Raw genomic sequence first — 13,447 nt, 5'->3', positions numbered from 1 at the left:
TGCACTTTGTTGTAAATAAAAGCGGGGCCGTATTGTGGCCTCACGTGATCCGGCGCTTCTCCAGCTTCCGCGCCAGGGTCCGGCGATGCATGCCCAGCCGCCGGGCGGTCTCGGAGATGTTGAAGTCGGTCTCGACCAGGGTCTGGTGGATCCGCTCCCATTCCAGGTTCTTGATCGAGGTGGCGCGCTCGCCGATCACCGCGCCGGCGTCGCCCTCGCGCTTGTCGAAGGCCGCCTCGATGTCGTCGGTGTTCGAGGGCTTGGCCAGGTAGTGGCAGGCGCCCAGCTTGATGGCTTCGACCGCCGTGGCGATGCTGGCGAAGCCGGTCAGCACCACGATTAGCATCTCCGGGTCGCGCGCGATCAGCGCCTGGACGCAGGCCAGGCCCGACTCGCCGGCCAGCTTCAGGTCGACCACGGCGTAGCGGGGCGTGAACGTCTCCAGCGCCACCAGCGCCTCCTCCAGCCCATGCACGTGCACGACCTGGTAGCCCCGGCGCTCGAACGACTTCTTCAGCGTGGCGGCGAACTTCTCGTCGTCCTCGACGATGATCAGCTTGCGTTCAGCGGGCATGACGCCTCCCGATCTGCAGCGACGCCAGGGGCAGGCTGAGGACCACGCGCGCGCCGCCCTCGGGACGGTTGGCCGCGACCACCTCCCCGCCCAGCTTGCGCAGCACGTTGACCACCAGGAAGAGCCCCAGGCCGCCCCCTGCCCTGCCCTTGGTCGAATTGTAGGGCGTGCCGAGGTTCTCCAGGGTCTCGACCGTGAAGCCCGGCCCCTGGTCCTCGACCGTGATGACGATCCAGCCGTCGGCGACGTGCGCGCTCATCCGCACCGCGTGGGGCGAGGCGTCGCGCGCGTTGTCGAGCACGTTGTGTATCACCTGCTTGAGCGTGGACTCCGCGACGATCGGCGTGACGCCGGAAAGATCGGGCGCATAGGTCAGCACCTCGCCGTCGCGGGTGGCGCGCCAATCGTCGACCACCTCGTCGAGGAAAGCCCGCAGGGTGCTGGCGCGGACCTCGCCGCTACGGGCCTCGCCGGCCGACAGCAGGACGCCGGTGACGATGTCCTTGCAGCGCTTGACCTCGCCGCGCATGTCCTCGAGTTCCTGGGCCAGCTCGGGGTGCTTGGCGAACACCTTCATGCGCCGCCAGTCGCCCAGGATCACGTCCAGCGTCGCCAGCGGCGTGCCCAGTTCGTGCGCGGCGCCTGAGGCCAGCAGGCCCATTCGCACGATATGGGTCTCCTCGGCCGCGCGCTGGCGCAGTTCGGCCAGATGCGCGTCGTGGCGGCGCAGGTTGCTGTTGATACGCGAGACGAAGGTCACCAGCAGCACCGCGTCCAGGACGACGCCCATCATCATGCCCATGATGAACAGGCCGAAGAACGCCTGGTCGCTGAGGCCGGTGGCGATCACCGGGCGGTTGGCGGCCACCAGCAGCAGGAAGCAGAAGCTGGTCAGGAACACGATCGCCCAGGTCGCCCAGACCTCGAGCAGCACCACGCCGAGGATGACGTGCAGCAGGTACAGGGTCGTGAACGGATTGGTCGCGCCGCCGCTGAAATAGAGCTGGGCCGTCAGGGCCAGGGAGTCGAGCGCCAGGGCCAGGAAGAGGTCATAGGGGCCGATCGGCTTGGCGCTCTTCAGGCGCAGCAGGCTGAAGAGGTTCAGCACCACCAGCGCCGCCAGCACCAGCATCATCGCCGCCAGCGGCAGGCGGAAGCCCAGGCTGAAATGCACCGCCAGGATCGTGACCACCTGGCCGACGACGGCGATCCAGCGCAGGTGGATCAGCTGCAGCATGTTCTGGCGGGCGATGGCGTCGGCCGGGCCCGCCGCGTTGTCTGCGGCCCGCGCTCCCGAAAGCCAGCCCGACATGCCGGCGATCAGGATCCGGGCGGTCGGCGTCATGGGGTCTCTTTAACCCGGTTCCTGCGCGCGTCGAGCAGAACATAGACGGCCGCCCCGCCCGTCAGCAGCGCCAGGCCGAACCAGGTGAGCATGTAGACGAGGTGGCTGTTGGGGAACTTCACCACCGTCAGGCCGCCGATCGGCCAGCCGCCGGAATTGGGCGCGGCGTCGGCGTCGACGAAATAGGGCGCGAGGTGCGAAAGCCCCCTCGCCTGCCCGATCGCCGCGACGTCGCGAGAGTACCAGCGGTTCTCGGCCGGCGCGTTGCTGCGCAGGAAGCCGCCGCGTGGTTCGGTCAGGCGCAGCAGGCCGACGACGCTCACCGGCCCCTGGACCTGGGCGGCGAGACGCGAGCCCGGCGCGCGGCGCGCGGCCGAGACGAAGCCGCGATTGATCAGGACGTCGAAGCCCTGGTCGGTGTGGAGGGGGGTCATGACCCAGAAGCCGGGGCCTTCGGTCGTCACGGCCTGGACCAGGGTCTCGCGGTCGTGGGCGAAGCGCCCGGTCAGGCGCAGGCGGCGATAGCCGTCGCTGGCCTGGGAGATCCCCGCCCAGCGGCCTGGACCAGGCGGCGGGGCGGGCTCTGCATGAATGCGCTGCTCGACCCGAGCGATCAGGTCGAGCTTCCAGGCCCTGCGCTGGACCTGCCAGCCGCCGAGCGCCAGGAAGATCGCCGTGAAGGCCAGGCAGAGCCCGACCAGGGCGATCGTCCGGGCGGCTCGGCCGCCGGACTTCGTCACGGAACTTCCCGCATGTCGTGCGGCATCGGCGCCATCATGTGGGTGTCGAGATTGTGCATCACCCACAGTGAACCGGCCAGCGTGATGACCACCACGATCAGGGTGAACACCAGGGCCAGCATGGTCCAGCCGCCTTCCGAACGCGAGTTCATGTGCAGGAAGTAGATCATGTGGACGATGACCTGGATGGCGGCCAGGCCCATGACCGCCACGGCGGTCATCTGGTGGCTCGGCAGCACGTCGGCCATGACCAGCCAGAACGGGATGGCGGTGAGGATCACCGCCAGCACGAAGCCGATCACGTAGTCCTTCAGCGTACCGTGGGCGCCGCCTTCGTCGTGGCCGTGCCCATGGTCGTCATGCGCGTGGTGCGCGTCGTGGCTGGCCGCGCTCATTTCAGGACTCCGAGCAGGTAGACGAACGAGAAGACGCCGATCCAGATGACGTCGAGGAAGTGCCAGAACATCGACAGGCACATCAGGCGGCGCTTCATCTCGACGCCGAGGCCGCGCTTGGCGACCTGGACCATCAGAGTGACGAGCCAGATGGTGCCGAAGGTCACGTGCAGGCCGTGGGTGCCGACAAGCACGAAGAACGACGACAGGAACGCGCTGCGCTGCGGGCCGGTGCCCTCATGGATGAGGTGGTTGAACTCGTACAGTTCCAGCGACAGGAAGCCGAGACCGAGCAGACCGGTCACGGCCAGCCAGGCCAGGGTCGGTTTCACCTTCTTGGCCTGGGCCGAGATCATGGCGAAGCCGTAGGTGATCGACGAGAACAGCAGCAGCGCGGTGTTGACCGCCACGATGGGCAGATCGAACAGATCCGCCCCCGAGGGGCCGGCCGCATAGTTGCGGCCGAGCACGGCGTAGCAGGCGAAGAGGACCGCGAAGATCAGGCAGTCGCTCATCAGGTAGATCCAGAACCCCAGCAGGGTCCCGTTCTCCGGATGGTGGTCCTCGGTGAGGTAGAAGCGGTCCTTGTCCGCTTCGGTCAGGGCTTGGGCGTGGGCCATGGGTTACGCGAGGCTCCGCAGGGCTTCGGTGCGGGCGTCCTCGACACGGACGACCTCCTCGGCCGGAATGTAGTAGTCACGCTTGAAGTTGAAGGTGTGGATGATCGCCGAGGCCACGAGGGCCACGAACGAGATCACCGCCAGCCACCAGATCTGCCAGATCATCGCGAAGCCGACGACCACCGAGATTCCGGCCAGGACGACGCCCGCGCCGGTGTTCTTCGGCATGTGGATCGGGATGAACCCGGTCGTCGGACGCACGTAGCCGCGCTGCTTCATGTCGTGCCAGGCGTCGATCTCGTGAACGACGGGCGTGAACGCGAAGTTGTAGGCCGGCGGCGGCGACGAGGTCGACCATTCCAGCGTACGGCCGCCCCAGGGGTCGCCCGTCTTGTCGGCGTACTGCTCGCGCTTCATGAAGCCGACGACCATCTGCATGATGAACGAGATGATGCCGAACAGGATCAGCACGGCGCCGAAGGCCGAGATCACGAACCAGATCTGCAGGCTGTGATCCTCGAAGTGGCTGACGCGGCGGGTCACGCCCATCAGGCCCAGCACGTAGAGCGGCATGAAGGCGAAGAAGAAGCCGATCTGCCAGAACCAGAACGACATCTTGCCCCAGAACGGATCCAGCTTGAAGCCGAAGGCTTTCGGGAACCAGTACACGATGCCGGCGAACATGCCGAACACCACGCCGCCGATGATGACGTTGTGGAAGTGGGCGATCAGGAACAGCGAGTTGTGCAGGACGAAGTCGGCGGGCGGGACGGCCAGCAGCACGCCGGTCATGCCGCCGATGACGAAGGTGACCATGAAGCCGACGGTCCACAGCATCGGCACTTCGAAGCGGATGCGGCCGCGGTACATCGTGAACAGCCAGTTGAAGATCTTCGCCCCGGTCGGGATCGAGATGATCATCGTCGTGATCCCGAAGAACGAGTTCACGCTGGCGCCCGAGCCCATGGTGAAGAAGTGGTGCAGCCACACGAGGTACGACAGGATCGTGATGACGACCGTGGCGTAGACCATCGAACTGTAACCGAACAGGCGCTTGCTGGCGAAGGTCGAAACAACTTCCGAGAACACGCCGAAGGCCGGCAGCACCAGGATGTAGACCTCAGGGTGACCCCAGATCCAGATGAGGTTCACGTACATCATCGGGTTGCCGCCGAAGTCGTTCGTGAAGAAGTTGGTGCCGAGGTAGCGGTCCGAGGACAGCAGGGCCAGGACGGCGGTCAGGATCGGGAAGCTGGCGACGATCAGGACGTTGCTGCACAGCGAGGTCCAGGTGAACACCGGCATCTTCATCAGGCTCATGCCCGGAGCGCGCATCTTCACGATCGTGACGATCAGGTTGATGCCCGACAGGGTGGTGCCGACGCCCGCGATCTGCAGTGACCAGATGTAGTAGTCTACCCCTACGTCTGGACTGTACGCCAATCCCGAAAGCGGCGGATAGGCCAGCCAGCCGGTGCGGGCGAACTCGCCGACGAACAGCGACAGCATCACCGTGATCGCGCCGCCGACCGTCATCCAGAAGCTGAAGTTGTTCAGGAACGGGAAGGCCACGTCGCGGGCGCCGATCTGCAGCGGCACGACGAGGTTCATCAGGCCGGTGATCAGCGGCATCGCCACGAAGAAGATCATGATCACGCCGTGGGCGGTGAAGACCTGGTCGTAGTGGTGCGGCGGCAGGTAGCCGGCCGCGTCGCCGAAGGCGATGGCCTGCTGGGCGCGCATCATCAGGGCGTCGGCGAAGCCGCGCAGCAGCATGATGATGGCCAGGATGATGTACATCACCCCGATCTTCTTGTGGTCGACGCTGGTCAGCCACTCACGCCACAGGTAGCCCCAGACCTTGAAATAGGTCAGGGCGGCCAGGACGGTGATCCCCCCCAGGGCGACCATGGCGAATGTGCCGATCAGGATCGGTTCGTGAAGGGGGATGGCGTCCCATGTGAGACGGCCGAAGATCGTTTTTACGAGGTCCGGGGACATGAATGATCTCTAGGCTTGATCAGCGCGCTTCGGCGGGCGCGGACTTGGGGGCGCAGAGCGCGGCGATGAACGAGCGGATGCCGCCCTCCCCGCGCCGGGTCCGCTTGTCGTATTCGAGCGTGGTGACGTTGTAGACGCCTTCCATGCCCAGGCCGCCCGACTTGTCGATGGCCATCATGTCGTGCTGGCACATCTTGCCCGGCTCGACGCAGCGGTTGACCGCCTTGTCGAACAGGCCGGCCTCGACCGAGGCGAAGCGCTGGGGCGGAACCTTCTCGCTGGGCTTCTCGAGCACCAGGTAGCGGGTTCCGTCGAGGCGGTCGTTGCTCTTGCGGACCTCTTCGGCCCACTTCTGGAATTCCGCGTTGCTCATGCCGTGGAACTTGAAGCGCATGTGCGAGAAGCCCTCGCCGCTGTAGTTGGCCGAGAAGCCGTCATAGACGCCGGGCTTGTTGATCACGGCGTGCAGCTTGGTGCGCATGCCGGGCATGGCGTAGATCTGGCCGGCCAGGGCGGGCACGTAGAACGAGTTCATCACCGACGAGGCGGTCAGGTCGAAGTCGATCGGGGTGTCGATCGGCGCGGCCAGTTCGTTGACCGTGGCGATGCCCAGTTCCGGGTAGATGAACATCCACTTCCAGTCGAGGGCGACGACCTGAACCTTCAGCGGCTTGACGCCTTCGGCCGAACGGCCCGGCGCGAGGCGGTCTAGCGGACGGTACGGATCCAGCAGGTGGGTGCTGGTCCAGGTCACCGCGCCCAGGATCATGATGATCACCAGCGGGGCGGCCCAGATCACGATCTCGAGCTTGGTCGAGTGGTGCCAGTCGGGATCGTACTTGGCCGTCTTGTTCGACTGCCGGTACTTCCAGGCGAAGAACAGGGTGAGGAAGATCACCGGCACGATGATGATCAGCATCAGCACGGTGGACAGGATGATCAGGTCGCGCTGCTGCGCGGCGATATCACCCGACGGATTCATCACCACCCAGTCGCAGCCGCTCAGCAGGAGCAGCACGGGCAACAGGGCGAGCTTCTTGAAGGAACTCGGTGTCATGAGGGACCTGGACTACGGACGTTGGCGGCGCCGTTAAGCCAGTCCGCCAGTGCGTGACATTGGACCATTTGTCCTAGGGGAGCCCTTAGCACACGAAGCCGTGTTCTCCGAGCGGAGCCGAAGAGGCCTCAAGACGTTTGCCAGAAAGGGTCAGTTGGTCCCATGCTCGGACTCAAGACCGTCGGAAAGGCGGCTTGAAAAGAGTTTGGGACGAAAACAACAGGAACAAGGCGCGTAGCTGCATGAACCAGGATTTCGCAATTCCGACGTCATCGGGCCTAGAGCGCGACGCACGGCGATTGCATACCGATCACAAGGGTGTCCGCCCCGGCGAGATCGCCATCGGTGTGATCATCGGGCGGACCTCGGAATTCTTCGACTTTTTCGTCTACGCCATCGCCTCTGTGCTGGTGTTCCCGCAGCTCTTCTTCCCCTTCGTCGACCGATTGACCGGGGTGCTCTGTTCCTTCGCCATCTTCTCGCTGGCCTTCGTGGCGCGGCCGATCGGCTCGGCGATCTTCGGGGCCATCGACCGCAACTACGGTCGCGGCGTGAAGCTGACCATCGCCCTCTTCCTGCTCGGCGGCTCGACCGCGGCCATCAGTTTCCTGCCCGGCTACGCCGTGGCCGGTCCGCTGGCCATCTGGGCGCTGGCCGCCTTCCGCATCGGCCAGGGCCTGGCGCTGGCCGGCGCCTGGGACGGCATGGCCTCGCTTCTGGCGCTGAACGCGCCTGAAAAGAAGCGCGGCTGGTACGCCATGATCCCGCAGCTGGGCGCGCCCTTCGGTTTCATGCTGGCCAGCGGCCTCTTCGCCTACTTCGTCGCCAGCCTGGGCTCGGCCGACTTCCTCGACTGGGGCTGGCGCTATCCGTTCTTCGCGGCCTTCGCCATCAACGTCGTGGCCCTGTTCGCCCGCCTGCGCATCGTCGCCACCGAGGAGTTCGGCAAGCTGTTCGAGAAGGGCCAGCTCAGCCCCGTTCCGATCACCAGCCTGCTGAAGGCCCAGGGCGGCAACGTGCTGATCGGCGCCTTCGCGCCGCTGGCCACCTTCGCCATGTTCCACCTCGTCACCGTCTTCCCGCTGTCGTGGGTCAGCCTGCATGACGATGGCGGCGAGGCGCTGAACTTCCTGCGCATCGAACTGGCCGGCGCCCTGGTGGGCGTGGTGGGCATCATGGTCTCGGGCTGGATCGCCGACCGCATCAGCCGCCAGAACCAGCTGGCCCTGTCGGCGGTGCTGATCGGGATCTTCAGCCTGGCCGCGCCGTGGCTGCTCGACGCCGGCAGCCTGGGCCAGACGGTCTACGTCGTGGCCGGCTTCGCGATCCTGGGCCTGTCGTTCGGCCAAGCTTCCGGCGCCGTCAGCTCGGGCTTCCTGCGCCACTACCGCTACACCGGCTCGGCCGTGGTTTCCGACCTGTCCTGGCTGGTCGGCGCCGGCTTCGCGCCCCTGGCCGCCCTGGCCCTGGCCAGCTTCTGGGGCCTGCCCGCCATCGGCCTCTATCTGGCGTCGGGCGCGGTGGCGACCCTGATCGCCCTCAGCCTCGACCGCCGTCGCCGCCTGCGCGCCAAGACGAGCGCCTGACCGACAAGGTCACCCGCGTCGCCTCAGGCGACGCGGGTCCAGACCTGGGTCTTGCAGAGGAAGTTGCCCAGCACGCAGCCCTTGGCCCGCAGCTTGCCGGCGTCCAGCACCAGCACCCGGCCCGAGAACGTCATGTTGACGTCCGGCGCGAAGACCTTGCCGCGCCACTCGCCCTTGTCGCCGGGCGTGAAGTCCCTCAACAGTTGCCGCCCCAGCAGCTCGCCGCCGGAGCCCTTGCGCGCGTCGGTGCGCGCCTCGTCGTTGGCCCAGACCACGTAGCCGCAGACCTCCGGCCCGCACGGCTTGATCTCCACGTGGACGCTGTCCTTGGGATTGCGCCAGACACCGTAGATGCCGTCCGTCGCGGGCGGCGCCTGGGCGCCGGCCGGGGCGGACATGACCGCCAGCACCAGCCCCGCCAGGCCGAGCCGCGCGGTCGCGGTCCAGGTTCGGTGCTTCGTCGACGCCATGACCAATCCCCATCCGAAGGGCTCCCTGCCCGCTTCGTCCGCGGACGGTCTGTCGGACGCGCCTCGACGTCAAGCGCCAAGCCTGCGGCGGACCTGATCCATCATCAGGGAGGGGTGATCGTCAGCGAGGGGCTGGTCGCGAGCGCGCCGTGCACCAGGCAGCCGCCATAGGCGCCCGAGATCATCACGGGCGTGATGGTCGCCGCGCCCACGCCAGGCGGGCCGTTCGTCCACGACGCGCCGAAGATCGAGCCCGAGCAGTGGCCCAGGAAATAGCCCATGCCGATGCCCAGCAGGTTCACCGTCGAGGCAGACCCGGGCTGCAGCGTCCATGGAAAGTCATTGGGGTGGAAGATCACGCCGCATTTGCCGCTGGTGGGGCCGCTGCCCGGCGCGAAAGAGCCGCCGGTGATCGTGGCCGAGGTTCCGTCCGCCGACACCACGCCGTAGAGCGTGGTCGCGCAGTTGACGGTCTCGACGTCGCTGGCCGACAGATAGCCGCTCATCGTGAAGCTGGAACCCGCCGGCGAGAAGGTCTGGGCGAAGGCGGGCGTGGCCATGGCCAGGGCCGTGGCGGCTGCGATGGATGCACGCTTCAACATGGAAGGCCTCCCAGGAGGCGATCGCCTTGGGACCGCCCGGGCGGCGGCCGTCGGCGCGGCCTCGAAGAGCGCTGAAAAAAGGAAGGCCGGGAGCCCCGAGGGGCCCCCGGCCAAGACGAGGGGAAAGGATATGGATCCAGCCCCGGCCCTTTTACGAGACCGTCAGCGAGGGGCTGCTGGTCAGGGTGCCGGTGATCGAGCAGGTGCCCGGCGAACCCGGGATGGTGGCGCCCGAGAAGGTCACGCCGCCGCTCCAGTTGGTGGTGATCGAACCCGCGCAGTTGCCCAGGATCGAATTGGCGCCGATGCCGCTGATGGTGATCGACGAACCGCCGTTGAGCGTGACGCTCCACGGGAAGCTGCTCGGCGTCACCAGCCAGCCGCACTGCCAGTCGCCGGCGGCGAAAGAACCGCCCGTGATCGAGGCGCTGCTGCCGTCGGAGGCGGTCGTGCCGGTCAGGGTCACGGCGCACTCGACGGTGGTCGATTGGCTCATGGTCAGGTCGCCGCTGAGGGTGAAGCCCGTGCCGGTCGGGGTGATCGTGGCGGCCGAGGCGGAGCCAGCGGCGGCGAAGCCGGCGGCGGCCAGAACGGCGGCGGCGAGAACAGAAGCGCTCTTCAACATGACGTCTCCTCCTACGTTTATTTTCTTCAACCTCTCATTGGAGGTCGAGCTACATGCAACTATCAATCGTGTAAGGAGTCAAACCAAAAAATACATAAAATTCAAACACTTGAACAACATAGACGCGATCTCGCGACGCGTCCCGGAAGGAGCGCCGAAAAGGTCGCCGCCCCGGTTTCCCGAGGCGGCGAGTCACCGAGATCGCGCGCTAGAAGCGCTTGGAGACACTGACCGCGACGAGGCGCGGATCCAGCGTGAAGACGTTGGTGGTCAGGCCCGTGTCGTCGCTGTTCGTGAAGGCGTCGGTGATCGGCGTCTTGTCGAACAGGTTCTTGACGTAGGCCTGGATGACGAGGCCGTCAGCCGGACGCTCCAGCGTCGCCGAGATGTTGACGTTGTCCCACGACTTCAGGCGGTCGTAGGTGGTGTTGTAGACCCGGGCGTAGCTTGAGCCCTGGTAGTAGTAGTCGCCGCGCAGGGTCAGCGCCCAGTCGTCGCGATGGAAGGTGTATTGGGCGCCGACATTGGCGGTCCAGTTGGGCGCGTTGGGCAGCTCGTTGCCACTCAGGTCGGCCTCGAAGCCGCGGCCACCGTTGGGCGCCTCGGTCAGCGGATTGTAGGTGAAGCCAAAGAAATTGGGCAGATAGAGCGGCAGCTGCGAGGGGAACTGCGGGTTGAAGGAGCCCGTGCGCAGCGAACCGCCGCACAAGGCCTGCAAGCCCAGCATCGTCTGTTCCTGAGGCTTGTTGGCGGAGAGAATTCTCTGCACGTGCCTGGTCGGGGCGATGCAGTTCGACGGCACCTGCAGCCACGGCCTCAGGACGGTCCACTCGTCATTGCCCTGGGTGCGGTCCATCACGTCGATGGACTTCTCACCCTTGCCGATCTTGGTGTTGAGGTAGCCCAGATTGGCGTCGAGGCGGAACTCGCGGGTCGGCTTGAACACCGCCTCGAATTCCAGGCCCCAGGTGCGGGAGTCGAAGTTCTCGTTCAGCGAGATCCGGTCGACGATCTGCGAGACCTGGTAGTCGGTATAGTCGTAGTAGAACGCCGTGGCGTTCAGGCGCAGCTTGCCGCCCGCCAGGGTGTTCTTGGCCCCGATCTCGAAGGCGTTGACGTATTCAGGCGCGAAGGTCTCGGCCAGCGGCTGGTACTGAAGGACCGCCGGGTTGATATCGACCCGCGGCGGGTTGGCGCCGCCGCCCTTGTAGCCGCGCGAGTACGAGGCGTAGACCATGGTCTCGTCGGTGAAGCTGACGGTCGGCTTCCAGTCGACCACCAGGCGACCGGTCAGGGCGTCCCACTGCTGGTCGATGTCCGGCAGGGCCGGATAGCCGCGGCTGACATAGCCGCCCGACGACGGACCCGGGTTGCCGCGGTCGGCGCCCAGCAGCAGCTGGCTCGGATAGGGCGTGCTGACCTTGCGGTCGTCGGTATAGCGCAGGCCCGCGGTCACCCGCCAGGTGGGCGACAGGTCGTAATAGGCCTCGCCGAACACGCCCCACGAGCGAGTGTGGATCTGGTTCTTGCTGCGGAAGTAGTTGTGGCCGTCGCCCGCCAGCTGGTCCAGCGGCGTCGGGTCGACGTAGATGCATTCCTTGGTGGTCTGGGGCGTGCAGAGCTGCGTGCGCCGCCCCATGTTCGTCACACCGGGCACGACCAGGTCGTTGTAGTAATACTCGGCCAGGAACGTGAACAGGTTGTTGAAGACGAAGTAGTCGTCGTTCGACTTGAAGTCGATGTAGTTGGCGCCGAGGCTGAAGTTGAACCTGCCTTCATAGCTCGACTGCAGGCGAAGCTCCTGCGTCCACTGGCGGTTGTCGGAGCGCGACAGGTCGGCCGAGACCATCCGGTTGGACCGCCCCAGTTGCGGGTCGGTGTAGTAGCCGCCCGGCGTCGGCGTGTTCGGATTGATGATCGGCTGGTTCAGCGTGTTGAACAGGCCGTCCGAGTTGCTGAAGATCGGGTTCGAGACGAAACGGTTGTAGTCCTGCGACGAATAGTAGTCGTCCTTGGCGTAGGCCGTCTGCGAGATGAGCTTCAGGTTGTCGCTCAGGTCGAATTCCATGTTGAACTGGAAGACGTCGTTCTTCACCCGGAAGATGGGATCGTAGCTGGTGGCGATCTCGCGCAGATCGCGCGACTGGGTCAGGCCGGCATAGGGATCAGTGCCCAGCGGCACGGCGTTGACGGTCTGGCCGGCGGCGTTGCGGCCATAGGACAGCGAAGCCAGGAAGACGTGGGCGAAGGCCCCGCCGTTGGGCACGCCGTAGGCGGCGTCGTCATAGAGCGATCCGGGCAGGCAGCCCTGGCTCAGGCGGTTGCGGACCAGTTGCGAGGTGATGGCTACGCTGCCGACCTGGGTGGGGCCCGGATCGTTGGTGCACAGCTGCTTGCCGGTGCGCGAGCGCTGGTCGTCCTCCTCGAAATGCTCCCAGATGAGGTTGGTGCGGAAGCGGCTGGTCGGCTCCCAGGCCGCCGACAGGCGGGTCGACCAAAGGTCGCGGTTGTTGACCTTGGTGTCGTTGAAGCTGTTGTAGTCGAAGCCGTCGCGCTGGGTGGCCGAGCCGGCCAGGCGCAGGGCGAAGGTCTCGCCCACCGGCACGTTGATCACCGCCTGCATGCGGCGGGTGTCGTAGTTGCCGACCTCGCCCTTGATGAAGCCCTCGAAATCCCGGCCCGGCAGGTTCGGGATCATGTTGACGACGCCGCCGGTGGCGTTGCGGCCATAGAGCGTGCCCTGCGGCCCGCGCAGCACTTCCACGCGCTGCACGTCCAGGTACTCCTGCTCGAACAGGCGGTTGCGGATCAGCGGCGTGGAGTTGAAGCTGACGGCCACGGCGGGGTCGCTGCTGGCCGAGATCGCCTTGGTCCCGACCCCGCGGATCGAGAAGTTGTACATGCTGAAGTTGGCCTTCGAGAACGACACGTTGGGCACGGCCCGCATCAGTTCCGAACCGCCCTCGATCTTCAGCTCGTTCAGGCTCTCCGACGACAGCGCCGACACGGCGATCGGCACGTCCTGGATCGATTCCGAACGCTTCTGGGCCGTGACGATGATGTCCTCGACTTGCGTCACTTCCTGCGCGAAGGCCTGGCCCGCCCCGGCGGCGAGCGCGAAAATCGACGCAGTGACAGCCAGACGCGCGCGAGCGCGGGCTGATGAAGCCATGCCCTATCCTCCCCTACCTCGACCCAGCTCTCCGTCCAGGCCGATGAACGTTTCCCCCGCCCCAAATCAATCTCCGACGGCATTGGCGGCTCGGCCGACGGTTGGGTTGTACGATCTACCTATTCACTCGCATGTCAATACATTACTTACACCGATGTTCAGTTCCCTGACGTAAGCTCCGCACGGCTACCTAGGGGCTCTCCGTGACGTCGAATTAATATTTACATTGCTGTAAAAACGACCAATGTCCGCGCATCACG

The 13,447-nt window shown here is 65.9% G+C and carries 12 protein-coding genes; 1 reads left to right on the top strand and 11 read right to left on the bottom strand.

The window, feature by feature from the left end; genetic code table 11:
* Window positions 1–40: 40 nt before the first annotated feature.
* Genes V6S85_RS23035 through cyoA form a run of 7 tightly spaced genes read right to left on the bottom strand, consistent with a single transcriptional unit; the run spans window position 41 to window position 6,732 of the window.
* Complete coding sequence (locus V6S85_RS23035) at window positions 41–574, bottom strand: response regulator transcription factor (RefSeq protein WP_116564309.1); 534 nt, start codon at window positions 572–574, stop codon at window positions 41–43.
* Window positions 564–1,919, bottom strand: a complete 1,356-nt coding sequence (locus tag V6S85_RS23030; protein WP_116564311.1) for an ATP-binding protein — start codon at window positions 1,917–1,919, stop codon at window positions 564–566. Before V6S85_RS23030 ends, V6S85_RS23035 begins: the two co-directional genes overlap by 11 nt.
* On the bottom strand, window positions 1,916–2,659 hold the full coding sequence (locus tag V6S85_RS23025) for an SURF1 family protein (protein WP_334350392.1): 744 nt from the start codon (window positions 2,657–2,659) through the stop codon (window positions 1,916–1,918). Before V6S85_RS23025 ends, V6S85_RS23030 begins: the two co-directional genes overlap by 4 nt.
* Window positions 2,656–3,054: a cytochrome o ubiquinol oxidase subunit IV gene (cyoD, locus tag V6S85_RS23020; RefSeq protein ID WP_116564316.1), complete on the bottom strand. Its 399-nt coding sequence runs from the start codon at window positions 3,052–3,054 to the stop codon at window positions 2,656–2,658. The genes V6S85_RS23025 and cyoD overlap by 4 nt, the downstream gene beginning before the upstream one ends.
* Window positions 3,051–3,674, bottom strand: coding sequence for a cytochrome o ubiquinol oxidase subunit III (gene cyoC, locus V6S85_RS23015; RefSeq protein WP_334350391.1), 624 nt, complete (start codon window positions 3,672–3,674; stop codon window positions 3,051–3,053). Before cyoC ends, cyoD begins: the two co-directional genes overlap by 4 nt.
* A gap of 3 nt (window positions 3,675–3,677) precedes the next feature.
* Window positions 3,678–5,675, bottom strand: coding sequence for a cytochrome o ubiquinol oxidase subunit I (cyoB, locus tag V6S85_RS23010; RefSeq protein ID WP_116564318.1), 1,998 nt, complete (start codon window positions 5,673–5,675; stop codon window positions 3,678–3,680).
* A gap of 19 nt (window positions 5,676–5,694) precedes the next feature.
* Window positions 5,695–6,732: a ubiquinol oxidase subunit II gene (gene cyoA / locus V6S85_RS23005; protein WP_116564320.1), complete on the bottom strand. Its 1,038-nt coding sequence runs from the start codon at window positions 6,730–6,732 to the stop codon at window positions 5,695–5,697.
* Window positions 6,733–6,974: 242 nt separating this feature from the next.
* On the opposite strand from cyoA, the gene V6S85_RS23000 reads away from it, so the two are divergent.
* Window positions 6,975–8,318 (top strand): MFS transporter, encoded by a 1,344-nt coding sequence (locus V6S85_RS23000; protein WP_334350390.1) that lies wholly within the window; start codon window positions 6,975–6,977, stop codon window positions 8,316–8,318.
* A 23-nt stretch (window positions 8,319–8,341) separates the two neighbouring features.
* On the opposite strand, the gene V6S85_RS22995 is transcribed toward V6S85_RS23000, so the two are convergent.
* From V6S85_RS22995 to V6S85_RS22980, 4 genes are all read right to left on the bottom strand, one after another.
* The gene (locus tag V6S85_RS22995; RefSeq protein ID WP_334350389.1) at window positions 8,342–8,788 is read right to left on the bottom strand and encodes a DUF2147 domain-containing protein; all 447 of its coding nucleotides are present in this window, start codon (window positions 8,786–8,788) and stop codon (window positions 8,342–8,344) included.
* A gap of 104 nt (window positions 8,789–8,892) precedes the next feature.
* Window positions 8,893–9,390, bottom strand: coding sequence for a protein activator of alkane oxidation PraB (locus tag V6S85_RS22990; protein ID WP_116564326.1), 498 nt, complete (start codon window positions 9,388–9,390; stop codon window positions 8,893–8,895).
* A gap of 151 nt (window positions 9,391–9,541) precedes the next feature.
* Window positions 9,542–10,015: a protein activator of alkane oxidation PraB gene (locus V6S85_RS22985; RefSeq protein WP_116564328.1), complete on the bottom strand. Its 474-nt coding sequence runs from the start codon at window positions 10,013–10,015 to the stop codon at window positions 9,542–9,544.
* Window positions 10,016–10,223: 208 nt separating this feature from the next.
* Window positions 10,224–13,187, bottom strand: coding sequence for a TonB-dependent receptor (locus V6S85_RS22980; RefSeq protein WP_116564330.1), 2,964 nt, complete (start codon window positions 13,185–13,187; stop codon window positions 10,224–10,226).
* Window positions 13,188–13,447: the final 260 nt, after the last annotated feature.

The organism is Caulobacter sp. CCNWLW153 (genome assembly GCF_036889365.1).
GTDB lineage: Bacteria > Pseudomonadota > Alphaproteobacteria > Caulobacterales > Caulobacteraceae > Caulobacter > Caulobacter radicis.
Note: the sequence above shows the minus strand (reverse complement) of the source record. Positions and strands in the feature narration are given on the sequence as shown.